General features: G+C 76.6%; 21 protein-coding genes and 1 pseudogene. 17 read left to right on the top strand and 5 right to left on the bottom strand.

Translation table 11 applies throughout. From position 1 onward, the window contains the following. Positions 1–97: 97 nt before the first annotated feature. On the bottom strand, positions 98–505 hold the full coding sequence (locus ACI79R_RS12950) for a RidA family protein (protein WP_456574035.1): 408 nt from the start codon (positions 503–505) through the stop codon (positions 98–100). A 61-nt stretch (positions 506–566) separates the two neighbouring features. Between ACI79R_RS12950 and ACI79R_RS12945 the strand changes: the two genes are divergently transcribed. The 11 genes and pseudogenes from ACI79R_RS12945 to holA all read left to right on the top strand — a co-directional run bounded on the left by ACI79R_RS12945 (position 567) and on the right by holA (position 12,532). After that, entirely contained in the window at positions 567–1,181 is a 615-nt protein-coding gene (locus tag ACI79R_RS12945; protein WP_456574034.1) for a TetR/AcrR family transcriptional regulator, read from the top strand. A 26-nt stretch (positions 1,182–1,207) separates the two neighbouring features. Continuing rightward, the gene (locus tag ACI79R_RS12940) at positions 1,208–2,461 is read left to right on the top strand and encodes a glutamate-5-semialdehyde dehydrogenase (protein ID WP_456574033.1); all 1,254 of its coding nucleotides are present in this window, start codon (positions 1,208–1,210) and stop codon (positions 2,459–2,461) included. Between the two features lie 22 nt (positions 2,462–2,483). Beyond that, positions 2,484–3,371 carry an AAA family ATPase gene (locus ACI79R_RS12935; RefSeq protein ID WP_456574032.1) on the top strand — a complete coding sequence of 296 codons (888 nt, stop codon included), beginning with the start codon at positions 2,484–2,486 and terminating at the stop codon, positions 3,369–3,371. Then, on the top strand, positions 3,371–4,804 hold the full coding sequence (locus ACI79R_RS12930; RefSeq protein ID WP_456574031.1) for a vWA domain-containing protein: 1,434 nt from the start codon (positions 3,371–3,373) through the stop codon (positions 4,802–4,804). Before ACI79R_RS12935 ends, ACI79R_RS12930 begins: the two co-directional genes overlap by 1 nt. Positions 4,805–5,130: 326 nt before the next feature. Further along, positions 5,131–5,895, top strand: coding sequence for a nicotinate-nucleotide adenylyltransferase (gene nadD, locus ACI79R_RS12925; RefSeq protein ID WP_456574030.1), 765 nt, complete (start codon positions 5,131–5,133; stop codon positions 5,893–5,895). Then, the gene (gene rsfS / locus ACI79R_RS12920) at positions 5,892–6,422 is read left to right on the top strand and encodes a ribosome silencing factor (RefSeq protein ID WP_456574029.1); all 531 of its coding nucleotides are present in this window, start codon (positions 5,892–5,894) and stop codon (positions 6,420–6,422) included. Before nadD ends, rsfS begins: the two co-directional genes overlap by 4 nt. After that, positions 6,419–7,168: a histidine phosphatase family protein gene (locus ACI79R_RS12915; protein ID WP_456574028.1), complete on the top strand. Its 750-nt coding sequence runs from the start codon at positions 6,419–6,421 to the stop codon at positions 7,166–7,168. Before rsfS ends, ACI79R_RS12915 begins: the two co-directional genes overlap by 4 nt. 58 nt (positions 7,169–7,226) lie before the next feature. After that, positions 7,227–8,120 (top strand): DegV family protein, encoded by an 894-nt coding sequence (locus ACI79R_RS12910; protein WP_456574027.1) that lies wholly within the window; start codon positions 7,227–7,229, stop codon positions 8,118–8,120. Between the two features lie 131 nt (positions 8,121–8,251). Beyond that, complete coding sequence (locus tag ACI79R_RS12905) at positions 8,252–9,106, top strand: helix-hairpin-helix domain-containing protein (RefSeq protein ID WP_456574026.1); 855 nt, start codon at positions 8,252–8,254, stop codon at positions 9,104–9,106. After that, positions 9,103–11,217, top strand: a pseudogene (locus tag ACI79R_RS12900) (ComEC/Rec2 family competence protein); the annotation flags it as partial. The gene ACI79R_RS12905 and the pseudogene ACI79R_RS12900, both read left to right, overlap by 4 nt. A 328-nt stretch (positions 11,218–11,545) precedes the next feature. Continuing rightward, positions 11,546–12,532 carry a DNA polymerase III subunit delta gene (holA, locus tag ACI79R_RS12895; RefSeq protein WP_456574025.1) on the top strand — a complete coding sequence of 329 codons (987 nt, stop codon included), beginning with the start codon at positions 11,546–11,548 and terminating at the stop codon, positions 12,530–12,532. An 87-nt stretch (positions 12,533–12,619) separates the two neighbouring features. Here the strand turns inward: holA and rpsT are convergent, their stop codons facing one another. Then, a complete protein-coding gene (gene rpsT, locus ACI79R_RS12890; protein ID WP_456574024.1) occupies positions 12,620–12,886 on the bottom strand; it encodes a 30S ribosomal protein S20 in 267 nt (88 codons plus the stop codon). A 224-nt stretch (positions 12,887–13,110) separates the two neighbouring features. Here rpsT and lepA point away from each other — a divergent pair, with 224 nt between their 5' ends. From lepA to ACI79R_RS12870, 4 genes are all read left to right on the top strand, one after another. Next, a complete protein-coding gene (lepA, locus tag ACI79R_RS12885; protein WP_456574023.1) occupies positions 13,111–14,958 on the top strand; it encodes a translation elongation factor 4 in 1,848 nt (615 codons plus the stop codon). Continuing rightward, complete coding sequence (locus ACI79R_RS12880) at positions 14,955–15,614, top strand: MOSC domain-containing protein (RefSeq protein WP_456574022.1); 660 nt, start codon at positions 14,955–14,957, stop codon at positions 15,612–15,614. Before lepA ends, ACI79R_RS12880 begins: the two co-directional genes overlap by 4 nt. Before the next feature lie 66 nt (positions 15,615–15,680). Then, entirely contained in the window at positions 15,681–16,373 is a 693-nt protein-coding gene (locus ACI79R_RS12875) for an LppX_LprAFG lipoprotein (protein ID WP_456574021.1), read from the top strand. Next, positions 16,342–18,099 carry an MFS transporter gene (locus tag ACI79R_RS12870; RefSeq protein WP_456574020.1) on the top strand — a complete coding sequence of 586 codons (1,758 nt, stop codon included), beginning with the start codon at positions 16,342–16,344 and terminating at the stop codon, positions 18,097–18,099. Before ACI79R_RS12875 ends, ACI79R_RS12870 begins: the two co-directional genes overlap by 32 nt. Here the strand turns inward: ACI79R_RS12870 and ACI79R_RS12865 are convergent. After that, positions 18,080–18,598, bottom strand: a complete 519-nt coding sequence (locus tag ACI79R_RS12865) for a Clp protease N-terminal domain-containing protein (RefSeq protein ID WP_456574019.1) — start codon at positions 18,596–18,598, stop codon at positions 18,080–18,082. The genes ACI79R_RS12870 and ACI79R_RS12865 overlap by 20 nt on opposite strands. Positions 18,599–18,602: 4 nt before the next feature. Beyond that, entirely contained in the window at positions 18,603–18,836 is a 234-nt protein-coding gene (locus ACI79R_RS12860) for a helix-turn-helix domain-containing protein (protein ID WP_456574018.1), read from the bottom strand. A gap of 112 nt (positions 18,837–18,948) precedes the next feature. Between ACI79R_RS12860 and ACI79R_RS12855 the strand changes: the two genes are divergently transcribed. Both ACI79R_RS12855 and ACI79R_RS12850 read left to right on the top strand, forming a co-directional pair. After that, positions 18,949–22,581 (top strand): BTAD domain-containing putative transcriptional regulator, encoded by a 3,633-nt coding sequence (locus ACI79R_RS12855; protein WP_456574017.1) that lies wholly within the window; start codon positions 18,949–18,951, stop codon positions 22,579–22,581. 8 nt (positions 22,582–22,589) lie between these two features. Next, positions 22,590–23,987, top strand: coding sequence for an FAD-binding oxidoreductase (locus ACI79R_RS12850; protein ID WP_456574016.1), 1,398 nt, complete (start codon positions 22,590–22,592; stop codon positions 23,985–23,987). Here the strand turns inward: ACI79R_RS12850 and ACI79R_RS12845 are convergent. Further along, positions 23,977–24,942, bottom strand: coding sequence for a zinc-binding dehydrogenase (locus ACI79R_RS12845; RefSeq protein WP_456574015.1), 966 nt, complete (start codon positions 24,940–24,942; stop codon positions 23,977–23,979). The genes ACI79R_RS12850 and ACI79R_RS12845 overlap by 11 nt on opposite strands. Between the last annotated feature and the right edge of the window lies 1 nt (position 24,943).

The following is a 24,943-nucleotide window of genomic DNA, read 5'->3' as shown; positions in this document are numbered from 1 at the left end:
CCCCCCCCCCCCCCCCCCCCCCCCCCCCGCCCCCCCCCCCCCCCCCCCCCCCCCCCCCCCCCCCCCCCCGCCCCCGCCCCCCCCCCCCCGGGGCGGGTCAGGGCAGGACGGCGACGGCCTCCACCTCGACCAGCAGGTCCGGCTCGCCGAGCCCCGCGACCCCGAGCAGGGTCACCGGCTTGACGGGGTCCACCCCCAGCGCAGCGCCGGCCCGGGCCACGCCCTCGCCGAGCGCGGGCAGCTTCTCCTCGCTCCAGTCGACGACGTACAGGGTCAGCTTGGCGACGTCGTCGAAGCTGCCGCCGACCGCGGCCAGGGCCGCCGCCACGTTGCGGTAGGCCTGCTCGACCTGGGCGGCCAGGTCGCCCGCGCCGACCGGTGTGCCGTCGGCGGTGCGGGCCACCTGGCCGGCGAGGTAGACGGTGCGCGTGCCCTCGGCGACGGCGACCTGGAAGTAGTGCTCGGGCTGGGGGAGCGTCTCGGGGTTGAGCAGTCGGACCGGCATGGGGACCCCTCCTCGGTGGGATGACACTGTTATGCATAACAGTGTTCTGTATCGTGGGCAAGTGCCCCGCGCCGCCGATCCCGCCGTCCGCATCGCCCTCGTCGAGCGGGCCGCCGAGCTGCTGGCCCGCCGCGACCCGGTGACCATCCGCGGCCTGGCCGAGGCCGCCGGCACCTCCACGATGGCCGTCTACACGCACTTCGGCGGCATGCCCGGGCTGTGGCGCGCGGTCCGGCAGGAGGGCTTCACCCGGCTCGGCCGGCGCCTGGCCACGATCTCCCCGACCGACGACGCGGTGCACGACCTCGCCGCCCTCGGGGCCGCCTACCTGGCCCATGCGGCCGGCGAGCCGCACCTGTACCGGGCGATGTTCGACGAGGCCGCCGAGCTGATCGACCCGGCAGCCGCGGGCGCCGGCCTCGAGGCGCTGGCCGGATGCGCGGCGCGGGCGCGGGAGGCCGGCCGGTTCGGGGCGGACGCCGATCCGGCCGACGTCGCCACCCGGCTGTGGGCCGCCGGCCACGGCCTGGCGATGCTGGTGGTCACCGGCGTGCTGCCGGCCGAGGCGCTGGAGCGGCACGGCGCGCCGCTGGTGGTGGCCGTCTGCACGGAGGCCGGCGACGAGCCCGACCGCTGCCGCCGCTCGGTCACGGCCGGCTGGCGCGCCCCGGCCTGAACCGCCCGCCGCGTACCCTCGCGGGCGTGTCCGACGTCGCCGACCTGCCGCTGATCGGGGCCGCCGCGCTGCGTGCCCGCGCCGCCTCCCGCGTCCTGCGCACCCTCCCGTCCGATGCCAAGGACGCCGCGCTCTCCGCCATGGCCGACGCGCTCGTGGCCCGCGCCGACGAGGTGCTCGCCGCCAACGCCCTCGACGTGGAGGCCGCCGCGGCCGACGGCACGCCGGCCTCGGTGCTCGACCGGCTGCGGCTGGACGCCGGCCGGATCGCCGGGGTCGCCGACGCGCTGCGCCAGCTGGTCGCGCTGCCCGACCCGGTGGGCGACGTCGTCCGCGGGTCGACGCTGGCCAACGGCCTGCAGCTGCGCCAGGTGCGGGTGCCCTTCGGCGTCGTCGGCATCGTCTACGAGGCGCGGCCCAACGTCACCGTCGACGCCGCCGGGCTGTGCCTCAAGAGCGGCAACGCGGCGCTGCTGCGCGGCTCGGCGTCGGCGTTCCGCACCAACACCGCGCTGGTCGCCGTCCTCACCGAGGCCGCCGAGAAGGCCGGGATGCCCGCCGGCTCGATCGAGCTGCTGCCGGCCGACCGCGCCTCGGTGGGGGAGCTGCTCGGCGCCCGCGGTTTCGTCGACGTGGTCATCCCGCGCGGCGGTGCCTCGCTGATCCAGCGGGTGGTCATGGAGGCCAAGGTGCCGGTCATCGAGACCGGGGTCGGCAACTGCCACGTCTACGTCGACGCCTCCGCCGACGCCGCGATGGCCGAGGCGATCGTGCTCAACGCCAAGACCCACCGGGTGAGCGTGTGCAACGCCGCGGAGACGCTGCTGGTGCACCGCGACGTCCCGTTCCTGCCGCGGCTGCTGTCGGCCCTGGCCGACGCCGGGGTGACGCTGCACGGCGACGAGGCCGCACGGGCGGCGCACGACGGCGTCGTCCCGGCCACCGACGAGGACTGGGCGATCGAGTACCTCTCGATGGACATGGCCGTCCGCGTGGTCGACGACCTGCCGCAGGCGCTGGACCACATCGCGCGCTGGGGCAGTGGGCACAGCGAGGCCATCGTGGCCGACTCCGCCCGGGCGATCGCCGAGTTCACCGCCGGGGTCGACGCCGCGGCCGTGCTGGTCAACGCCTCCACCCGGTTCACCGACGGCGGCGAGTTCGGCTTCGGCGCCGAGATCGGCATCTCGACGCAGAAGCTGCACGCCCGTGGCCCGCTGGGGCTGCCCGAGCTCACCTCCACCACGTACGTCGTCACCGGCAGCGGCCACGTCCGCTGACCGCCGACTCCCGAGGAGCCGCATGCCCCGCCCGCCGTCGCAGTCGCCGCAGTTCTCGTCGGTCTCCGACGTCAGCAAGCGGCTGGCCTCCGCCGGGTACCTGCCCGACGCCCAGATCGCGACGACGGTCTTCCTCGCCGACCGGCTGGGCAAGCCGCTGCTGGTCGAGGGGCCGGCCGGAACGGGGAAGACCGAGCTGGCCAAGGCGCTGGCCGCCGCCACCGACGCCGAGCTCATCCGGCTGCAGTGCTACGAGGGCCTGGACGAGGCGCGGGCGCTGTACGAGTGGAACTACAAGAAGCAGCTGCTGCGCATCCAGGCCTCGCAGGCGGGCGGCGGCGCGGACTGGGACAGCGTCCACGACGACATCTTCGGCGAGGAGTTCCTGCTCTCCCGGCCGCTGCTGACCGCGATCCGCCGCACCGAGCCGACCGTGCTGCTCATCGACGAGACCGACAAGGCCGACGTCGAGGTCGAGGGCCTGCTCCTCGAGGTGCTCAGCGACTTCCAGGTCACCATCCCCGAGCTCGGCACCGTCACCGCCACCCGCCGGCCCACCGTGGTGCTCACCTCGAACGCCACCCGGGAGCTGTCCGAGGCGCTCAAGCGGCGCTGCCTGTACCTGGCGCTGGACTACCCCTCGGCCGAGCGGGAGCGGGAGATCGTGCTCTCCCGGGTGCCCGACCTCGCGCCGGGGCTGGCCGAGCAGCTCGTGCGCACGGTACGGGCGCTGCGGGCCATGGAGCTGAAGAAGCCGCCGTCGATCTCCGAGACCCTCGACTGGGCGCAGACGCTGCTCGAGCTGGGGCTGGACACCCTCGACGAGGCGGCGGTCGGCTCGACGCTCGGCGTGGTGCTCAAGCACGCCAGCGACCAGCAGCGGGCCGCGGCCGAGCTGCGGCTGAACTGATGCCCGCGGGGTCGCCGGACGCCGTCGCGCCGGGCGGGCTGGCCGGGCACCTCGACGGCTTCGTCCGCGCCGTGCGCGAGGCCGGCATCCCGGTCGGGATCAGCCAGGCCGTCGACGCGGCGGAGATCCTCACCGTGGTCGACCTGCTCGACCGCGAGCAGCTGCGGCACGGCCTCGCCGCGGTGCTTCTCCAGCGTGCGGCGCAGCGGCCGGCCTACGACGTGCTGTTCGACCTGTGGTGGCCGCTGGGCGACCGGCCGCCGGCCGATCCGGCCGACGGCGACGCCGAGCGCGGCGAGGCGGGGGAGTCGACCCTCGACCTGCCCGACGTGGACCCCGGCGACCTCGCCGAGGCGATGCGCGCGGAGCTGGCCCGGCTGCTGCTGGACGGCGATCCGGAGGCGCTGCGTCGGTTCGCCCGGCAGGCGGTCGAGCGGCTGGGGCGGACCCCTCCCTCGCCGTCGGGGCAGTCGTACTTCACCTACCGGGTGCTGCGGGCGCTGTCGCCGGACACCCTCGTCGCCCAGCTGCTCGCCGGGCTGATGGGGGACGCCGAGCGCGGCGGGCTGGCCGAGCAGGTGGCGCGGCAGACGGTGCGCGAGCGGCTCGACGCGTTCCGCGCCGCGGTCGAGGCCGAGGTGCGCCGGCGGCAGGCCGCCGAGCGCGGGCGGGATCGGATCGCCAAGAGCGCGGTGCGCCCGCTGGCCGACCAGGTGGACTTCCTGCGTGCCCAGCAGGCCGACCTCGCCGAGCTGCGCCGCACCGTGGCGCCGCTGGCCCGGCGGCTGGCGGTGCGGCTGTCGGCCCGGCGCCGGCTGGGCCGCGAGGGCCGGCTGGACTTCCGCAAGACCGTGCGCGCCTCGCTCGGCACCGGCGGCGTGCCGGTGGTGACCCACCACCGGCCCCGGAAGGTGCACAAGCCCGAGCTGGTCGTGCTGTGCGACGTCAGCGGCTCGGTGGCCGGTTTCAGCCACTTCACGCTGATGCTCACCCAGGCGCTGCGCGAGCACTTCTCCGGCGTCCGGGCCTTCGCCTTCGTCGACTCCACCGACGAGGTGACCCGGTTCTTCCGGCCGGGCGCCGACGTGGCCGACGCGGTGACCCGGATCGGCCGGGAGGCCGACGTCGTGGCCTTCGACGGGCACAGCGACTACGGCTCGGCGCTGGAGGTCTTCGCCGACCGGTGGCCCACCGCGGTGGGGCCGAAGAGCTCGCTGCTGGTGCTCGGCGACGGCCGCACCAACTACCGGCCGCCGGGCGTGCCGGTGCTCGCCGACCTGGTGCGCCGGGCGCGGTCGGCGCACTGGCTGAACCCGGAGCCCCGCCGGATGTGGGGCAGCGGGGACTCCGCCGCCGACCGCTACGGCGAGGTCATCGACATGGTCGAGTGCCGCAACGCCGTCCAGCTGGCGGAGTTCGTGACCACGCTCTGAGCCGGTTCGTCGGCTTCTCGCCGTGTCGCCCTGTCGACACGTCGGCATGCCGCCGGGTCGACTGCCGGGGGGCGGCCAGGGCCTTCGGCCCGGCCGCCCGTAACCCCCGGCCCGGTGGGGCGTTGTCAGCGCGGGTGCCGGGTCTCCCCGGCGTCGCTCCCGGTCCGGCGGTCCTGCGCCGACGCCGGCGGCGGCCGCGGCCGGCTGCACGGGGGAGCCGGCCGCATCGGATCCGCCTGCCCCTCGGCCGAGGCCGCGGGCCCCGGAACCCTCGCCCGGGGCCGGTCACGCCGACCGGCCCTGGGCGGCCCGGTTAGGCTCGATCGGTGGCAGGCGGCCGGGTCGGGGTGATGGGCGGGACGTTCGACCCCATCCACCACGGTCACCTGGTGGCCGCCAGCGAGGTGGCCGGGCTGTTCGGGCTGGACGAGGTGGTGTTCGTGCCCACCGGTCAGCCGTGGCAGAAGACCGACCGCGGGGTGAGCCCGGCCGAGGACCGGTACCTCATGACGGTCATCGCCACCGCCTCCAACCCCCGGTTCTCGGTCAGCCGCGTCGACATCGACCGGGCCGGCCCCACGTACACGATCGACACGCTCACCGACCTCCGGGAACAGCGACCGGACGCGGAGCTGTTCTTCATCACCGGAGCCGACGCGCTGTCCCAGATACTCAGCTGGCGGGACAGCGACCGGTTCCTCGAGCTGGCGCACTTCATCGGTGTGACCCGACCCGGCTTCCAGTTGGCCGACGGGCACCTGCCCGACGGCACGGTCAGCCTGGTGGAGGTGCCCGCACTGGCGATCAGCTCCACCGACTGCCGCCAGCGGGTGGAGCGCGGCATGCCGGTCTGGTACCTCGTGCCCGACGGCGTCGTGCAGTACATCGAAAAGCGCGGCCTGTACCGGTCGGGCCCGCGCGGCCGGGCCGCCGAGCGGAACGGGGCCACCCCGGCGCCGGCCACCCCGGCGCCGGCCTCTCCGCCGCAGGGTGACCGGCCGACGTACGACCGGCCGCCGGCCGGTCCCACTCCGTCCTCCGGGGAAGCCAGCGCCCCGTCCACCACCGACTCCCAGGAGGTACCCCGATGACCGCCTCGGTCGAGGCGCGGGAGACCGCACTGCTGGCCGCCCAGGCCGCAGCCGACAAGCTCGCCACGAACGTGTCCATCGTCGACGTCAGCGAGCGGCTGGCCATCACCGACGCCTTCGTGCTGGCCGCGGCACCCAACGAGCGCCAGGTGCAGGCCATCGTCGACGAGGTCGAGGAGCGCCTGCGCCAGCACGGCGTGAAGCCGGTGCGGCGCGAGGGCGTCGCCGAGGCCCGCTGGGTGCTGCTGGACTTCGTCGACGTCGTCGTGCACGTCCAGCACGCCGAGGAGCGCGCCTACTACGCCCTCGAGCGGCTGTGGAAGGACTGCCCGACGATCCCGTTCGTCGACAGCGCCCTCCCGCCCGGCGCCGGCGCCCTCTCCGCCGACGACGTCGACCCGGGCAGCGCCGACCCCACCCCGCTGGCACCCGAGCCCGTCTCCGACGAGGACGACGTGGACGAGGACGACGTGGACGAGGACGCCGCCGACGCGGACGCCGACGTGGCGGAGGACGCCGACCGGTGACGGCCGCCGCCGTGCCGGTGTCCCGGCTGGTCGTCTGGCGCCACGGGCGCACCGAGTGGAACGCGGCCGGCCGGTTCCAGGGGCAGCTCGACCCGCCCCTGGACGCCGTCGGCCGCCGCCAGGCGGCCACCGCCGCCCGGCACCTGGTGGCCGCCCTCGGCCTGACCGCCGAGGGCACCGTGGTGCACGCCAGCGACCTGGGCCGTGCCACCGAGACCGCCCGGGCACTGACCGGGCTGCTGGGCGTGCCCCTGACCGTGGAGCCGCGGCTGCGGGAGCACGGCATGGGCAGCTGGGAGGGGCTGACCCGCGACGAGGTCGCCGAGCGGCACCCGGAGCAGTTCGCCGACTGGATGGCCGGCCGCCCCGTGCGGGGGCGCGGCGGTGAGGAGCCGGCCGCGGTGGCCGAGCGGGTGCTGGCCGCCGTCCGGGACCTGCCGAAGACGTCGGTGGCGGTGCTCGTGACTCACGGCGGCACCGCGGGCCGGCTGCTGGAGGCGCTCCTGGACCTCGGGTCGGAGCACCGCAGGGTGTTCGGCCCGCTGGGCAACTGCTGCTGGAGCGAGCTGTCGTTCCAGGGCCGCTGGCGGCTGCTCCGGCACAACTGCGCGGCCGTCGAGCTGCCGCCCGGCAGCCGGTCCCCCGACGGTGCTGCGGCGGCGCCGCTGGACCGTCGGGTGCCGCACGACGGCACCACCCCCGAGGAGGGCGCCCCGGCTCCGCAGGACGCCGACGCCGTCGCCTGAGCCCCACTCCCGGGGGACGCGCAGCGCGCGGAGGCGTCGGGGGAGCTAGCCTCGCCGGATGTCCGTCGCCGTGGTCACCGACTCCACGGCCTACCTGCCGGCCGACCTCGTGGAGCAGTACGGGATCGAGGTCGTGCCCCTCTACGTCGTCCTGGCCGGCCGGTCCGGGCGCGAGGGGGCCGACATCACCCCGCAGGACGTCTCCCGCGCGCTCAGCACCCGCGGTCAGCAGGTCTCCACCTCCCGCCCGACGCCCGGTGACTTCGTCGCCGCCTACCGTCGCCGGCTCGCCGCCGGCGCCGACCGGATCGTGTCGGTGCACCTGTCCGCGGAGCTGTCGGGCACCTGGGACGCCGCCCGGCTGGCCGCTGCCCAGGTGGGCGAGCACGTCGTCACGGTCATCGACTCGCGGTCGGCGGCCATGGGCAACGGGTTCGCCGTGCTGGCCGCCGCCCGGGCGGCCGCCACCGGGGCCGCCGCCGACGTGGTGGCCGCGGCCGCCCGGCAGGTGGCGGCCGCGACGCGCACCTTCTTCGTCGTGGACACCCTCGAGCACCTGCGCCGCGGTGGCCGGATCGGCTCGGCCGCCTCCGTGCTCGGCACCGCGCTGGCGGTGAAGCCGGTGCTGCACGTGGCCGAGGGCGCGGTCGTGCCGCTGGAGAAGGTGCGCACCTCCGCCCGGGCCCTGGCGCGGCTGGTGCAGCGCGCCGTCGAGTCCGCCGGCGGCCGGCGTGCCTCGGTGGCCGTGCACCACCTGGCCGCGCCCGAGAAGGCCGAGCGGCTGGCCGCGGAGCTGCGCGAGCGGCTGCCCGACCTGCACGAGCTGCTGGTCAGCGAGCTGGGCGCGGCGATCGGCGCGCACGTGGGCCCGGGTGCCGTGGGCATCGTGGTGGCTCCGGCACCGGGCGAGTGCCCGGAGGACGTGACGGAGGACGAGGCGGCGCGGGGCTGAGGAGATCGGCACGGGGGGCACGCTGCCCCGCCGGACCGACGGGCCCGGCCGCTGGATCCACAGCCGGCTGAGCCGTCCACAGATCCGCCGGACGCCGGTCCGCGGGCGCCGGTCCGGCCGACGCTGGCCGGGTGCGCCTCACCTCCCGTCGCACCGACGACGCCGACCTGATCCGGGCGCGGCTGCGCGCCCTGCTCGACGACGGGCAGCGGGTCCAGGGCTGGCTGCCCGACGACCTGGCCCTCGACCAGCCGCCGTCCCGTCGTCCGCCGGTCGTCCGGGAGGCCGGGAGCGGCGAGGACGGGGAGCCCGACGAGCCGTCCGGATCGGCGGATCGACCCGGCGGGATCGGCCGGCACCGGGCGCCCGGTGCGGCGGTGCGGGTGGATCCCGGCCGCCGCGGGGCCTGGTCGCTGTGGGTCGCCGGGGCGTTCGGTGCGGCTCTCCTCGTCGGCTGGACGCTGCTCGACCGGCCCCGGGTCGAGCCGGTCCGCGAGCCCGCCCCCGCCGTGACCTCGGTCGCGCCGGTCCCGGCGGACCCCTCGGTCGGCACCGCTGCCGACGCGGCGCCCACGGTCGTGGTCTCGGTGGTCGGGCTGGTCGTGCGGCCGGGGCTGGTCACGCTGCCCCAAGGCGCGCGGGTGGCCGATGCCGTGACCGCCGCGGGCGGGCTGCTGCCGGAGGCCGATCCCGCGTCGGTGAACCTCGCGGCTCCGGTGACCGACGGCCAGCAGATCGCCGTGGGCGTGCCCGGAGCGACCGGCCCGCCGGCCGCGTCCGGCTCCGGCTCGGCCGGGCCGGTCGACCTCAACACCGCCACAGTCGCCGAGCTCGACACCCTCCCCGGCATCGGCTCCGTGCTCGCGCAGCGCATCGTCGACCACCGCACCAGCAACGGCCGGTTCACCAGCGTCGAGCAGCTGGAGGACGTGCCGGGCATCGGGCCGGCGGTCTCCGACGGGCTCGCCGGCCTGGTGGCGGTGTGAGTCCCCGCGTCCCCGAGCGCTGGACGTGGCTGGACCTGCGCCTGGTGCCGGCGGCGGCCGGCGTGTGGGCGCTGACGCTGCTCGCCCCGCTGGTGCCGGCGGCGGGCTGGCTCGTCGCGGCCGCCGCCGGCGCGGTCGCGGCGGCCGTGCTGCTCCGCCGGCGGGGCACGGCGCGCGCGGGCGTGCTGCTGGCCCTGCTCGCGGCGCTCGCGGTGACCTCCGTGGTGTCGGCCGCGCGCCTGGCCGCCCGGGCCGACTCGCCGCTGCTCGCCGACGGCGTCGCCGGGCGCACCGTCACGGTCGTGGCCGAGCTGGACGGCGATCCCCGGCTCGTCGGTGGCGGTCCCGGACCGCCGCGGATCGCCGTCGACGCCACGGTGCTGCAGCTGTCGGTCGCGGGGACGCTCACCACCCTCGCCGACGAGGTGGTCGTCTTCGCGCCGGCCGAGGGCTGGGCCGGCCTGCTGCCCGGCCAGACGGTGCGCCTGCAGGCCCGGGTGGCACCGGTGGACCCGGTCGAGGGGGTCGTCGCCCGGCTGTCGGCCCGCGGGCCGCCGGAGACCGTCGGCACGCCGCCCTGGACGCAGCGGGCCGCCGGGTCGCTGCGCGCCGGGTTGGCCGCGACGTCCGGGCGGGTGCTCGACCCGGGCCCGGCCGGGCTGCTGCCGGGTCTGGTGGTCGGGGACACCAGCGGCATGGACCCGGTGCTGGTCGAGGACTTCCGGCGTTCCGGGCTCGCCCACCTGACCGCCGTGTCCGGGGCCAACGTGGCCATCGTGCTGACCGCGGTCCTGGCACCGCTGCGGCGCCGGGCCGTCGACCGCCGGGTGCAGGCGGCGGTCGCGGTGCTGGCCCTCGCCGGGTTCGTGCTGCTGGCCCGGCCCACCGCCAGCGTCGTGCGGGCGGCGGCGATGGGCGGGGTGGCGCTGCTCGCGCTGGCCACGGGCCGGCCACGGGCCGCGGTGCCGGCGCTGGCCGCCTCGGTCGTCGTGCTGCTGCTCGCCGATCCCGGCCTGGCCCGCGACGCGGGCTTCGCGCTCTCCGTCGCCGCGACGGCGGCGATCGTGCTGCTGGCCCCGGGGTGGTCACGGCGGCTGCGGGCGCGCCGCTGCCCCGGCCCGGTGGCCGACGCGCTGGCCGTCTCGGCCGCCGCCGGCCTGGTCACCGCGCCGCTGGTCGCGGGGCTGTCCGGCCTGGTGAGCCCGGTGTCGCTGCCGGCCAATCTGCTGGCCGCCCCGGCGGTGGCACCGGCCACGGTGCTCGGCCTGGCCGCCACGCTGTGCGGTCCGCTGCTGCCGGGAGCCGGCGCCGCCCTGACCTGGCTCGCCGGCTGGCCGGTGCGCTGGATCGTGGCCGTCGCCGAACGGGCCGCGGACCTGCCCGACGGTGCTCTGGGCTGGCCGGCCGGCACGACGGGGGCGGTCCTGCTCACCGGCCTGCTGCTGGTCGCGGGCGCGCTGCTGGTGCGGTTCCCCGCGCTGCGCGCGGTCGCGTTCGCGGCCGTGGTCGGGGCCGTCGTCATCGGCTGGCCGGTGCGCCAGGCGACGCGCGGCTGGCCACCGGCGGAGGCGGTGGTCGTCGCCTGCGACGTGGGCCAGGGCGACGCGCTGGTCGTGCCCACGGGTCCGGGCGCGGGCGTGCTGGTCGACGCCGGGCCGGACGTCGGCGCCGTCGACCGCTGCCTCGACGACCTCGGCATCGACCGGCTGCCCCTCGTGCTGCTGTCCCACCTGGACGCCGACCACGCCGGCGGCCTGGCCGGCGCGCTCGCCGGCCGGGAGGTGGGCGTGGTCGCCACCGGCACGCTCTCGCCCGCCGACGACCGCGCCGCCGCCGTGGCCGCCGCCGTCCGCGCGGCCGGCGCCCAGCGCGAGGTGCTCGTCCCCGGCGACCGCCGCACGGTGGGGACCGCGGAGCTGGAGGTCCTCGCACCGGCCCCCGAGATCGCGACCCGGTCGGCCGAGCCCAACGACCTGTCGCTGGTCGTCCGGATCACCCAGCACGGCGTGCGGGTGCTGTTCACCGGCGACCTCAGTGCCCGCGCCGAGCAGCGGCTGCTCGCCCGCGGCGTCGACCTGCGCGCCGACGTGCTGAAGGTGCCCCACCACGGCAGCGCCGACAACGATCCGGCCTTCCTCGCCGCCAGCGGTGCCCGGGCGGCGATCGTCTCGGTCGGTGCGGACAACCCCTACGGGCACCCGACGCGGCGGCTGCTGGGCTGGCTGGCGCGGGCCGGCATGCAGGTGCACCGGACCGACCGGGCCGGCGACGTCGCGGTGGCCGGCCGCGCGGGGGAGTGGGGCGTGGCCGAGCGTGGCCCCGCCACGGGCAGCACGGCGGCCGGCCGGTCGGGGCCGGCCGCGGAGGAGGCCCGGGCACCGGTCGCGGCGCCGACCCGGGAGGCGCGGGACCGTCGGCTCCGCGTGACACCATCGCCGTGTGGCCGCCGCACCTCCCGCACCGACGTCCCGGCTGCGCGTCATCGCCGGCGAGGAGGAGCTGCTGCGCTCCCGCGCGCTGTCCGCCGTCCGCGCCGCGGTGCTCGAGCGCCACCCCGACGCGGAGCTGCACGAGCTGACCGCGGCCGGCCTGCCGGTCGGGCAGCTGGCCGACGTCCTGGCGCCCTCGCTGTTCGGCGGGCACCGGCTGGTCGTCGTCATCGGCGTGCACGAGGCGGCCGGCGCGCTCTGCGACGCGCTGACCTCCTACGCCAAGGATCCCGACCCCGACCTCACCCTGGTCGTCGTCCACCACGGCGGAAAGCGCAACGAGGCCCTGCTCAAGGCCTTCACCGCCGCCGGCGCCGCGGTCGACGACTGCCCGAAGCTCACCAGCGTCGGTGACCGGGTCGCGTTCGTGCGCAACGAGGTGCGCCTGCTCGGCGGCCGGATCACGCCCGACGCGGTCACCGCGCTGGTCGACGCGATCGGCGCGGACCTGCGCCAGCTGTCCTCGGCGGCCGGCCAGCTGGTCTCGGACTTCGGCGGCACGATCGACGCCGACGCGGTCGCCCGCTTCCACCGCGGCCAGGCGGAGGTCAGCGGCTTCACCGTGGCCGAGCGGGTGCTGGTGGGCGACCGGCAGGGTTCGCTGGAGATGCTGCGCTGGGCGCTGCAGCGGGGCGTGGCGCACGTGCTCATCGCCGACGCGATCGCCGACGGCGTGCGCACCGCGGCCCGGGTCACCTCGCTGCGGACGTCGAACACCGGTGACCTCGCGCGGGCGCTGAAGCTGCCGCCGTGGAAGGTGAAGAAGGCCCAGACCCAGGCCCGGGGCTGGAGCATCGACGGGCTGCAACAGGCCATCGCGGTGGCCGCCGAGCTCAACGCCGACGTCAAGGGCGCCGCGGCCAGCGCCGACTACGCCCTGGAGCGGGCGGTCCGGCGGATCGTCGCCATCCGGAAGGCGACCGCCGGCCTGCGCTGAGCGCACGGTCGGCGGAACACCCCCCGGACAGACGACGAGCCCCCCTCCCGCGCGGCGGGAGAGGGGCTCGTCGAGGAGCTGGGGAGCTCAGGCGCCGAGACCGGCGACCTGCTTGGCCATGCCCGACTTGCGGTTGGCGGCCTGGTTCTTGTGGATGATGCCCTTGCTGGCGGCCTTGTCCAGCGCCTTGCTGGCGACCTGCAGGGCCTCGGTGGCCGCCGCGGCGTCCCCGGCGTCGGCAGCGGTGCGGAAGCGCCGGACAGCCGTCTTGAGGGCGGACTTGACCGCGACGTTGCGCTGCCGCGCCTTCTCGTTGGTCTTGATCCGCTTCATCTGGGACTTGATGTTCGCCACGCGTGAGCCTCGGGTGTCTCGCAGGAGGGAGTACTTCTGACAATGCGTCCGGACGCCTCGCATCACGGACCGGCCTGCCAAGATACCAGCGTCCGGCGGGTGACCCCAACCCGCGTCCGGAGCACCCCGGCGGCGGCTCCGGTCCGCGGCACCGGAGCCGGCTGCGCACCGATTCCGCGGCAGGTCCCCGCGCCGCTGCCCGGTCGTGGGACGATGGCGGCACTGTGACGACTCCTGCTGCCACCGATCCGGCCCGCATCCGGAACTTCTGCATCATCGCCCACATCGACCACGGCAAGTCGACGCTGGCCGACCGGATGCTCGAGGTCACCGGGATCATCGAGGCACGGCAGATGCGCGCCCAGTACCTCGACCGCATGGACATCGAGCGCGAGCGCGGCATCACGATCAAGGCGCAGAACGTCCGCCTGCCGTGGACTCCGCGGACGGGGGACGGCGCCGGCACCGAGTACGTGCTCGACATGATCGACACCCCGGGGCACGTCGACTTCACCTACGAGGTGTCCCGGTCGCTGGCCGCCTGCGAGGGCGCGGTCCTGCTGGTCGACGCCGCCCAGGGCATCGAGGCCCAGACGCTGGCCAACCTGTACCTGGCGCTGGAGAACGACCTCACGATCATCCCGGTGCTGAACAAGATCGACCTGCCGGCCGCCCAGCCGGAGAAGTACGCCGCGGAGATCGCGCACATCATCGGCTGCGACCCCGGCGACGTCCTCAAGGTCAGCGGCAAGACCGGCGAGGGCGTGCCCGCGCTGCTCGACGCCATCGTCGCCCAGATCCCGGCCCCGGTCGGCGACGCCGAGGCTCCGGCCCGCGCGATGATCTTCGACTCGGTCTACGACATCTACCGCGGCGTCATCACCTACGTGCGGGTCGTCGACGGCCGCATCTCCGCCCGCGAGCGGATCAAGATGATGTCCACCGGCGCCACGCACGAGCTGCTGGAGATCGGCGTCATCTCGCCCGAGCCCAAGCCGGTGGAGAGCCTGGGCGTCGGCGAGGTCGGCTACTTCATCACCGGGGTGAAGGACGTCCGCCAGTCCCGCGTCGGCGACACCGTCACGCTGCAGCACAAGCCGGCGGCCGAGCCGATCGGCGGCTACAGCGACCCCAAGCCGATGGTCTACTCCGGGCTCTACCCGATCGACGGCAGCGACTATCCGTTGCTGCGCGAGGCCCTCGACAAGCTGCTGCTCAACGACGCCGCCCTGACCTACGAGCCGGAGACCTCCGCGGCGCTCGGCTTCGGCTTCCGCGTCGGCTTCCTCGGCCTGCTGCACCTGGAGATCGTGCGCGAGCGCCTGGAGCGCGAGGCGGGCATCAGCCTCATCTCCACCGCGCCGAACGTCGTCTACCGGGTGGTCATGGAGGACCGCTCGGAGATCACCGTGACCAACCCCAGCGACTGGCCCGAGGGCAAGATCGACAAGGTCTACGAGCCGGTCGTCAACGCCACGATCATCGCGCCCAGCGACTACACCGGCGCGATCATGGAGCTCTGCCAGAGCCGGCGCGGCCAGCTCGGTGGCATGGACTACCTGTCGGAGTCGCGGGTCGAGCTGCGCTACACGCTGCCCCTCGGCGAGATCATCTTCGACTTCTTCGACGCGCTGAAGTCGCGCACCCGCGGTTACGCCAGCCTCGACTACCAGGAGGCCGGCGAGCAGGAGTCCGCGCTGGTCAAGGTGGACATCCTGCTGCAGGGCGAGGCCGTCGACGCGTTCAGCGCCATCGTGCACAAGGACAAGGCCTACAGCTACGGCGTGATGATGGCCGGCAAGCTGCGCGAGCTCATCCCGCGGCAGCAGTTCGAGGTGCCGATCCAGGCCGCCGTCGGCTCCCGGGTGATCGCCCGCGAGACCGTCCGCGCGATCCGCAAGGACGTCCTCGCCAAGTGCTACGGCGGTGACATCACCCGCAAGCGCAAGCTGCTGGAGAAGCAGAAGGAGGGCAAGAAGCGGATGAAGATGGTCGGCCGCGTCGAGGTCCCCCAGGAGGCGTTCGTCGCCGCGCTCTCCACCAACGAGTCGACCGCCTCCGCCAAGAAGTGAGCTCCGGCCGGCTGCTGGCCGTCTGCGTCTCCGGAGCCGACCTGCTGCCGCTGCCGGGTCGCCGGCCTGGCCGCAGCGGCATCGACAAGAAGCCGGTCGCCGGCCGGGTCGCCGTCGGCCCGCTGGGCCTGGACGGCGACGTCCAGGTCAACCGGAAGTACCACGGGGGCGAGGGGCAGGCCGTCTACGCCTACGCCCAGGAGGACGCCGACTGGTGGTCCGCCGAGCTGGGGCGCGAGCTGCCGCCGGGCAGGTTCGGCGAGAACCTGCGGACGGCGGGCGTCGACCTGCTCGGCGCCGTCCTGGGCGAGCGCTGGCGGATCGGGACGGCGCTGCTCGAGGTGACCGCACCGCGGATCCCGTGCGGCAACTTCGCCCGCTTCTGGGGCGTCCCCGACCTGGTCAAGCGGTTCACCAGGCACGGCGCCACCGGCGCCTACCTCCGCGTGCTCGAACCCGGCGAGCTCGGCGCCGGCGACGACGTCGAGGTGGTCGAGCGACCCGACCACGGCGTCACCCTGGCCCTGACGTTCCGCGCCTGCACGACCCAGAAGCACCGCAGCCCGCAGCTGGCGCCGGCCCTGCACTTCCTGCCCCTGCGCGACCAGCCGCGCATCGCCGCGCGGATCGCCGCCCGGACCGGCAGCGGTACCTGAGCGGCGACGCGCGCTACTGTCCGGCCGGTACGCCGGGGCACCGCTCCGGACATGGGGGAGGTCGTCGTGTTCCTGCGTCGTGCTGCGACGCCACTGCTCGCGCTGGCCCTGCTCACCGCCTGCGGCGGCGGCGGCGGGGACGACGAGTCCGCCGGTGACCTGCTCGGCCGCGCGAAGGCCACGCTCGACGAGGCCGAGAGCGTGCACTTCACGCTGACCAGCGACGACGCGCCCAGCAGCGGCACCGTCCTGCTCGGCGGCGAGGGCGACCTGGCCCGGCCGATGTCGTTCGCCGGCACCCTGCAGGTGCAGACGCTGGCCGGCGCGGTCGACGTCGACGTCGTCTCCGTCGACGGCACCGTCTACGCCCGGCTGCCCTTCACCAGCGGCTTCAGCGTGGTCGACCCGGCCGACTTCGGCGTCGGCGACCCGGCCGCGCTGCTGGACCCCGACACCGGCATCTCCCAGCTGCTCACCGCCGCCGAGAGCGCCGAGCTCGGCGACGAGCGCCGGATCGACGGCGAGGTGGTCCGCGAGGTGAGCGCCGACCTGCCCGGCGACCTGGTGCAGGAGCTGCTCACCAGCGCCGACCCGAGCCGCCCGGTGGAGGCGCAGCTGTCGATCGCCACCGAGAGCGGCGAGCTGCGGCGGGTGGTGCTCACCGGGCCCTTCTACGCCGCCGACCAGGACGCCACCTTCACCCTCGAGCTCAGCGACTTCGGGGCCGATGTCGACATCAGCGCGCCGCCCACCGGCTGACCCGCCGGCGACCGCGGCCCCGGCCCGCCGGCCGGGGCTCGCGGTCGTCGTCATCGGGGCCCTGGCCGTCCTGGTCACCGCGGCCGACACCTACGTCGTCGTCCTGGCGCTGCCCGACATCCTCACCGGGGTCGGCGTCGGCATCGACGAGCTGCAGCGGGCGACGCCGATCGTCGGCGGCTTCCTGCTCGGCTACACCGCCACCCTGCCGCTGCTGGGCCGGCTGGCCGACCTGCGCGGCCGGGCGCCGGTCCTCATCGGCTGCCTGGTCCTCTTCGCCGTCGGCTCGCTGCTGACCGCCACCGCCGGCGACCTCGGCCTGGCCGTCGCCGGCCGCGGGCTGCAGGGCGTCGGCGCCGGCGGCCTGGTGCCGGCCACGCTGGCCCTGGTCGCCGACCGGTACCCGCCGGAGCGCCGGGCGGTGCCGCTGGGCGTGGTCGGCGCGGTGCAGGAGGCCGGCGCGGTCCTCGGGCCGCTGGCCGGGGCGGCGGTGCTCGCGGTCGCGGACTGGCGGGCGATCTTCTGGCTCAACCTCGCGCTCGGGGTGGTGCTGGCCGTCGGCGTCCTCGCCACCGGGGGAGTGCGCCGCCCCGATCCGGTCGGCCTGGTGCTCGCCGTCGTCGCCGCGGCGGCGGCCGGGCTGCAGCTGGCCGAGCCGGCCGCGCTGGCCGAGGACGTCACGATCGGCCTGCTCTGGGTTCCGCTGGTGGACGGCGTCGCGGCGAGCACGCCGCTGGTGCTGGCCGCCGCGGTCGCCGGGCTGCTCCTGGTCGCCCGCAGCCTCACCGCGCCGGCCGGTGCGGTGCTGCCGCTGCGCGGGCTGCGCCGGCTGGCCGCCGAGGTCGACCTGCTCGGCTCGCTGCTGGTCGTGGTCGCGCTGGGCAGCCTGGTGTGGGCGTTCGCCGCCGCCGATCCCGGGACGCAGGTCGTGGCGCACGGCCCGGTGCTGCTGCCGCTGGCCGCGGTCGCCGCGGTGGTGTTCGTGCTGCACGAGCGGCGCGCGGCCTCGCCGGTGCTGCCGCTGGCGGCGCTGCGGCCGGTCGGCGCGTGGGGGGCGCTGCTGGTCAACCTCCTGGTCGGGGTCGCCCTGGTGGCGGCGCTGGTCGACGTGCCGCTGTTCGCCCGGGCCACCACCACGCCCGGCGACCAGCTCGGCGCGGCCCTGGTGCTGCTGCGGCTGCTGGTCGCCGTCCCGGTGGGTGCGGTGGCCGGCGGCTGGCTCTGCCGCGTCGTCGCCCCGCGGGTGGTGGCCGCCGGGGGCATGGCGCTGGCCGCCGTCGCCTTCGTCGTCATGACCGGCTGGGACGAGCGGTCGCTCGACGGCTGGGCCTCGACCGTCGTGCTGCTCGCTGCCGGGCTCGGCTTCGGACTCGCCATCGCCCCGGTCAACGCCGTGCTGCTGGCGGTCACCGGCGCGGAGGTGCACGGCAGCGCCAGCGCGCTGACCGTCGTCGCCCGGACCGTCGGGATGCTCGTCGGTCTCTCGCTGCTGACCGCCGTGGCGCTGCGCCGGTTCACCGCCGAGGTGGCCGCGATCGGGTCGCCGCTGGAGCTCTGCCCGCGGTCGCCCACCGACTGCCCGGCGTACGAGGCCGCCACCGACGCCGCCGTCCTCACCCAGCTGCACACCGTCTTCGCCGGCGCCGCGGTGGCCGCGGGCCTGGCCGCCCTCGCCGCGCTGCTGCTGCTCCGCGAGCGGCCGGGGGTCAGCCCAGCGCGCTCCTGAGGTCCGCCCGGAGCTGCTCGGGGTCGACCCGGTCGGCGAGCACCGCCATGGCCAGACCCTGGCCCTCGCGGATCAGGCCGAGGGCGATGTGCCCGTCGGTGATCGTCCGCTGCCGCATCGCGACGGTCTCCCGCAGCGACAGCTCCAGGACCTTCTTCGCCCGCGGGGTCAGGGGCAGGTGGCCGGTGCGGGCGGGGCTGCCCCGGTCCAGCGCGCCGGGACCGAACGCGGCCTCGGCCCGCTCCCGGACGGCGTCCAGGTCGATGCCCAGCGTCTGCAGTGCCCCGGCGTCGAGGTCGCCGGTGCGCTCGGCCACCTCGGCGGCGACGGCGTCCCGGCTGAGCCCGTGCCGGGTCAGCACCGCGGTGGTGGGGGTGTCCTGGTCGAGCAGCCCGAGCAGCAGGTGCTCGGTGCCGATGCGGCCGGCGTGCAGCCGGCGGGCCTCTTCCTGCGCGGCGACGACGGTGCGCCGGGCGTCCTCGGTGAAGCGCTCGAACACGTCCTCAGTCCTTCCGTCGGAGCGGCCCACGGCCGCCGGCGTACTTCTTGTGCACCGCCTGCCGGCTGACCCCGAGGAGCGTGGCGATCTGCTCCCAGGTCCAGCCCTGCTGCCGGGCGTTGGCCACCTGCAGGCCCTCGAGCCGCTCGACGAGCGTGCGCAGCGACCGGACGGCCCGCAGGCCGACGGCCGGATCGGAGTCGCCGGCGGCCGTGGCCACCGCTGTCGTGTCCGCCATGGCTGTCAACCTAAGTTGCACACCGTGGCCATGTCAACCCGGGTTGACACGGGTGCGAGAGCTCCCGCCGGACGGCGCCGGTGCTCTAGGTTGCCCGCGGGGAAGGGGAGCCGTGGACGAACCCGCACAGCTGCGCATCACCGTGCTCGGCTCCTTCGGCGCGTCCGTGGACGGCCGGCCCCTGGACCTCGGCGGACCCCGGCAGCGCGCGGTGCTCGCTCTGCTGCTGCTCGCCCGCGGCGAGACGGTGCCGCGCGACCGGCTGGCCGAGTCGGTGTGGGGCGAGGCCGGCCCGGCCGACACCGACGGGGCGCTGCAGGCCTACGTCTCCCACCTCCGGCGCCGGCTGTCGCCGGGCAGCGCCGCCCGCAGCCGGTCGGCGGTGATCGTCAGCGAGGGCCGCGGCTACGCCGTCCGGCTGGCCGACGACGCCGTCGACGCCTGGCGGTTCGAGGCCGCGCTGCGCGAGGCGGCCGGGACGACGGACCCGCGGCGGGCCGCCGCGCTGCTCGACGCGGCGCTGGCGCTGTGGCGCGGACCCGCGCTGGCGGAGTACGCCGACGAGGCCTGGGCGCAGCCGGAGATCGCCCGGCTGGCCGAGCTGCGCACCGTCGCCCGCGAGCGGCTGCTCGGCGCCCGGCTGGAGCTGGGGGAGGCGGCACTGCTGGTGCCCGACCTCGAGGCACTGGTGGCCGAGGAGCCGCTGCGCGAGGAGCGGTGGCGGCTGCTGGCCCTGGCGCTGTACCGCGCGCACCGGCAGGCCGACGCGCTGGCCGCGCTGCGCCGGGCCCGCGACACCCTCGCCGACGAGCTAGGTGTGGACCCCGGTCCGGCGCTGCGCACGCTGGAGGAGCAGGTGCTCGCCCAGGCGCCGGAGCTGGACCGCCGCCCGGCGGTCCCGGCTCCCGCGCGGGCCCCCGATCCGGCGCCGGCGGGCCCCCCGCCCCGGCCGGCACCGGCCGCCGTCCCGCCGCCGGACGACCTGGTCGACCGCGACCGGGAGCTGGCCTGCATCCGCTCCGCGCTGGCCGACCTCGCCGCCGGCGTACCGGGGGTCGTGCTCATCGAGGGCCCGGCCGGGATCGGCAAGACCCGGCTGCTGGCCGAGGCCCGCCGACTGGCCGCCGCGTCGTCGGTGCGGGTGCTGGCCGCCCGCGGCAGCCAGCTGGAGAAGGCCTTCGGCTTCGGCGCGGTCCGCCAGCTGCTGGAGCCCGAGCTCACCGACCCCGGCCGCCGCGAGCGGCTGCTGGCGGGGCCCGCGGCCAGCGCCCGCGGCGTGTTCGACCTCGGCTCCGGCGATCCGGCCGACGGCTCGTTCGCCGTCGTCCACGGGCTGTACTGGCTGACGGTCAACCTCGCCGCCGGCGGGCCGGTGCTGCTCGCCGTCGACGACGTGCAGTGGTGCGACAGCGCGTCGCTGCGCTACCTGGCCTACCTGGTGCGCCGGCTGGAGGGCGTGCCGGTGCTGGTGGTCGGCACGGTGCGCACCGGTGAGCTGCACGACGACGAGGAGCTGCTGGCCGAGATCGCCGCCGAGCCCAGTGCGCTGGTGGTGCGCCCGGGGGAGCTGTCGCCGGCCGCCATCACCGGGATCGTGGCCCAGCGGCTCGGCGGCCCGGTGTCGCCGCCGTTCGCCGCCGCCTGCGCGCGCACCACCTCGGGCAACCCGCTGCTGCTGCGCCAGCTGCTGCGCGCGCTGGAGACCGACGGCGTCCGCCCGACGGCGGCGCACGCCGACGCGGTGGTCGCGGTCGGGTCCCGGGCGGTGTCGAGCATGGTGCTGATGCGGCTGCGCCGGCTGGCCGGCGTGGTGCCGGCCGTGGCCCGCGCCGCGGCCGTGCTGGGCGACGGGGCGCCGCTGCCGGCCGTCGCCGCCCTCGCCGAGCTGCCCGAGCCCGCCGCCGCGGCGGCCCTCGCCACGCTGGCCCGGGCCGAGATCGTCAAGGACGAGCAGCCGGTGGCCTTCGTGCACCCGCTGGTGCGCGAGGCCGTGTACCGCGACCTGCCCGCCGCCGAGCGGGCGCTGCGGCACGAGCGGGCCGCCGCGATCCTGGCCGCCGCGGGCGCGCCCGACGAGCAGGTGGCCGCCCACCTGCTGCTGGCGCCGCTGCGGGGGGCCGAGGAGACCGTCACCGTGCTGCAGCGGGCCGCGCGCACCGCCGCCGACCGCGGCGCGGCCGACAGCGCGGTCACCCTGCTGCGCCGGGCGCTGGAGGAGCCGCCGGCCATCGACCGTCGCCGCGAGCTGCTCCGCGAGCTCGGCATGATCGAGACCCTGCTCGACGGCGCCGCGAGCACCCAGCACCTGCTGCAGGCCTACGCGCTGCACGACGACGACCCGCGGCTGCGCGCCGACCTCGCCATCGCGATCGCCCGCACCCACGTCTTCGCCGCCCCGCCCGGCGTGGCCACCACCTTCGCCCGGGAGGCCGCCGCCGCGCTGCCGGCCGAGCTCGCCGACGAGCGCCAGGCGCTGCTCGCGCTCGAACGGATCAGCGGGTTCATGCACGGCCTGGACCCCGCGACCTGGCAGACCCCGGACCCGCCGGAGCCCACCGGCGACGGCAACGGCGCCCGGATGCTCGCCACGACCCTCTCCTGGGAGACCACCATCGAGGGCGCCGACCGGGCACGGGCGGTCCGCCTGGCCCGCATGGCGCTGCACGAGGACCGCCTGTGGGCGGTCGACAACGGGCTGTTCTGGATCATCTCCGCCAACGTGCTCATGCTCGCCGACGAGGACCTCGGCGACTTCTGGGAGCGGGCCGCGGCCGAGGCGCACACCCGGGGCTCGCTGTTCGCCGCCTTTTCCACGAGCATGTGGTCGGGCTTCTGGTACTGGCGCCGGGGCGAGCTGCTCGAGGCGCTGGTGCGGCTGGGCATCGCCTACGACCAGGACCGGCTGTGGGGCGGCTTCGGCATCGGGGAGCCCTACTCGCGGACCTTCATGATCGCCTGCCAGCTCGACCGCGGCGACCTCGCCGCCGCCCGCGAGGCCGCCGACCTCGCGCTGGCCGGTCCCATGCCGGGGGAGGGCGGCCGGATCCTCCGGCAGGCCGTCGCGCGGGTGCTCATCGCCGAGGGGCGGCCGGCCGAGGCGCTGGCCGAGCTCGACGCCGCCGTCACGCCCGTTCCGGTGGCCAACCCGGTGTGGAACCCCTGGCGCGGCATCCGGGCCGAGGCGCTGGCCGCGCTCGGCGAGCGGGACGAGGCGGTGCGGCTGGCCGCCGAGGAGGTCGACCTGCTGCGCCGCTGGGGTGCGCCCTCGGCGCTCGGCGCGGGCCTGCGGCTGCTCGGTGAGGTGCAGGGCGCGGCCGGGGAGCCGGCGCTGCGCGAGGCCGTCGACGTCCTGGCCGGCACCTCCGCCGCCGTGCACCTCGCCCGCGCCCGCTGCGCGCTCGGCCGGCAGCCGTCGGTGCCCGACGGCGAGGCGGTCCCGCTGCTGCGGGCGGCCCTCGACGCCGCGGTCGCCTGCGGAGCGCTGGGCATCCGCCGTGACGCCGTCGCCGGGCTGGCCGACCGCGGGGTGGACGTCGCGGCTGCGCCGGTGCCGGCCCGCCGTCCCTCGGCGATCGAGCGGCGGATCGTCGAGCTCGTCGGCGACGGCGTGCCGGTGCACCGCATCGCCCAGCAGCTGCTGCTGACCCCCGGCACGGTGCAGACGCTGCTCGAGGGCCTGCCGGCCGAGGACCTCAAGAACCCCTCAAGTACGGCGACCGAGGCTGGAGCCCTCTCGACCGACTGAGGAGTGCCGTGACCCAGCAGGTGACTCGACCGGCGGGGGCCCGGGCGGCGGGGCTGCGAGGCCTCTGCGGGGGCTCGGTGCACCTGCCCGGCGACCCGGCCTACGACCTCGCCCGCACCGGCTGGAACCTCCAGCTGTCCGACCGGCCGGCCGCGGTCGCCTATCCCGCGTTCCCCGACGAGGTCGCCGACGTGCTCCGCGCGGCCGCGCTCGCCGGGCTCGCCGTCGCGCCCCAGGGCACCGGCCACGGGGCGCCGCCGCTGCAGGGCCGGCTGGCCGAGGCGGTGCTGCTGCGCACCTCGGCGATGACCGAGCTGACCGTCGACCCGGACCGGCGGATCGCGCGGACCGGCGCCGGCGTGCAGTGGGGCGAGCTGGCCGACGCCGCCGCCCGGCACGGGCTGGCGGGCCTGCACCCGTCGTCCCCGGACGTCGGGGTGGTCGGCTACACCCTCGGCGGCGGCGTGGGCTGGTACGCCCGGTCGCTCGGGCTGGCCTGCAACGCCGTCACCGCGATCGAGCTGGTGCTCGCCGACGGCACCTTCGTGCGGACGACGGCCGACGCCGACCCCGAGCTGTTCTGGGCGCTGCGCGGGGGAGCGGCGCCGCTCGGCGTCGTCACCGCCATGGAGTTCCGGCTGCTGCCCCTGGCCTCGGTGGTGGCCGGGTTCCTCGCCTGGGACGCCGCGGCCGTCGAGCGGGTGCTCCCGGCGTGGCTGGCCTGGTGCGCCGACGCCCCCGACGCGGCGACCACCGCGTTCCGGGTGATCGACGTGCCGCCGGACCCGGCGCTGCCGGCGGAGCTGCGCGGCCGCCGGCTGGCCATGGTCGACGGCGCCGTGCTGGGCTCCGACGCCGCGGCGGCGGAGGTGCTGGCGCCGCTGCGGGCGCTACGGCCCGAGCTCGACACCGTGCGGCGGGTGCCGGCCGCCTCGCTGGTGCGGCTGCACCTGGACCCGGAGGGCCCGACGCCGGCCTACGCCAGCAGCACGCTGGTCGGCCACCTGCCCGACGCCGCGGTGGACGCCGTCCTCGCCGGCATCGGGCCGGCCGGCTCGCACGCGCTGGCGGTGGCCGAGCTGCGCCAGCTCGGCGGCGCGCTGCGCCGGCCGGACCCCGACGGCGGCGCGCTGGACTCCCTGCCGGGGGAGTTCCTCGCGCTGGGCCTGGGCATCTCCGGCGGCCCGGACGACTGGCCGGCGCAGCGGGCGGCGACCGCGGGGTTCCTCGCCGCGCTGGCGCCGTGGGCGACCGGCCGGTCCTACCTGCCGTTCCTCGACGACCGCACCGACACGCGCACGGCCTATCCGGCCGGCGTGCACGCGCGGCTGGCCGCGGTGCGCCGCCGGGTCGATCCGCGCGCGCTGTTCCTCGACCCCCATCCGGGGGTCGGCCTCACACCGTGAAGACGATCTTGCCGTTGGTGCGGCCCTCGAGCATCCGCTCGAAGCCCTCGCGGGCCCGCGCCAGCGGCAGCTCGACGTCGATCTGCGGCCGGATGCCGGTGACCGCGCACATCGAGATCAGCGACTCCAGCTCGCTGCGGGTGCCCATGGTTGAGCCGATGACCGACAGCTGCGGGAAGAAGATCCGGTTGAGCTCGGCACCGGGGTTGTACCCGGTGGTGGCGCCGGAGGTCACGAGCACGCCGCCGGGCTTGAGCGACTTCACGCTGTGGCTCCAGGTGGCCTGCCCGACGGTCTCCATGACGCCGTCCACCCGCTCGGGCAGCCGGGCGCCGCTCTCGAAGGCCTGGTCGGCCCCGAGCGCGAGGGCCGCGGCCCGCTTCTCCTCGGTGCGGCCGGTCACCCAGATCCGGTAGCCGGCGGCGCGGCCGAGCACGACCAGCGCGGTGGCCACCCCGCCGCTGGCGCCCTGCACGAGCACCGTCTGGCCCGGCCGCAGGCCCGACCGCACGAACAGCATCCGGTAGGCGGTCAGCCACGCGGTGGGCAGGCAGGCGGCCTCGGCGAAGGAGAGCTCGGCGGGCTTGGGCAGCACGTTGCGCCGCGGAACGGCGACCTTCTCGGCCAGCGTGCCCTGGTGCACCTCCGACAGCAGCGACCGCTGGGGGTCGAGGGTCTCGTCGCCCATCCAGTCGGGGCTGGCGATGACCGCGTGCACGACGACCTCGTTGCCGTCCTCGTCGAGGCCGGCGGCGTCGCAGCCGAGGATCATCGGCATCCGCTCGGCCGGCAGGCCCACGCCGCGCAGGCTGAACAGGTCGTGGTGGTTGAGCGAGGCGGCCTTCACCGTCACCGTCGTCCAGCCCTCGCGGGACTCCGGCTCGGGCCGGTCGCCGACCTCGAGGACGGAGAGCGGGTCCTCCGGAGCGGGGGTGGAGACGAAGGCAGCGAGCATG

The sequence above is a fragment of the Blastococcus sp. SYSU D00820 genome (assembly GCF_054050695.1).
Note: the sequence above shows the minus strand (reverse complement) of the source record. Positions and strands in the feature narration are given on the sequence as shown.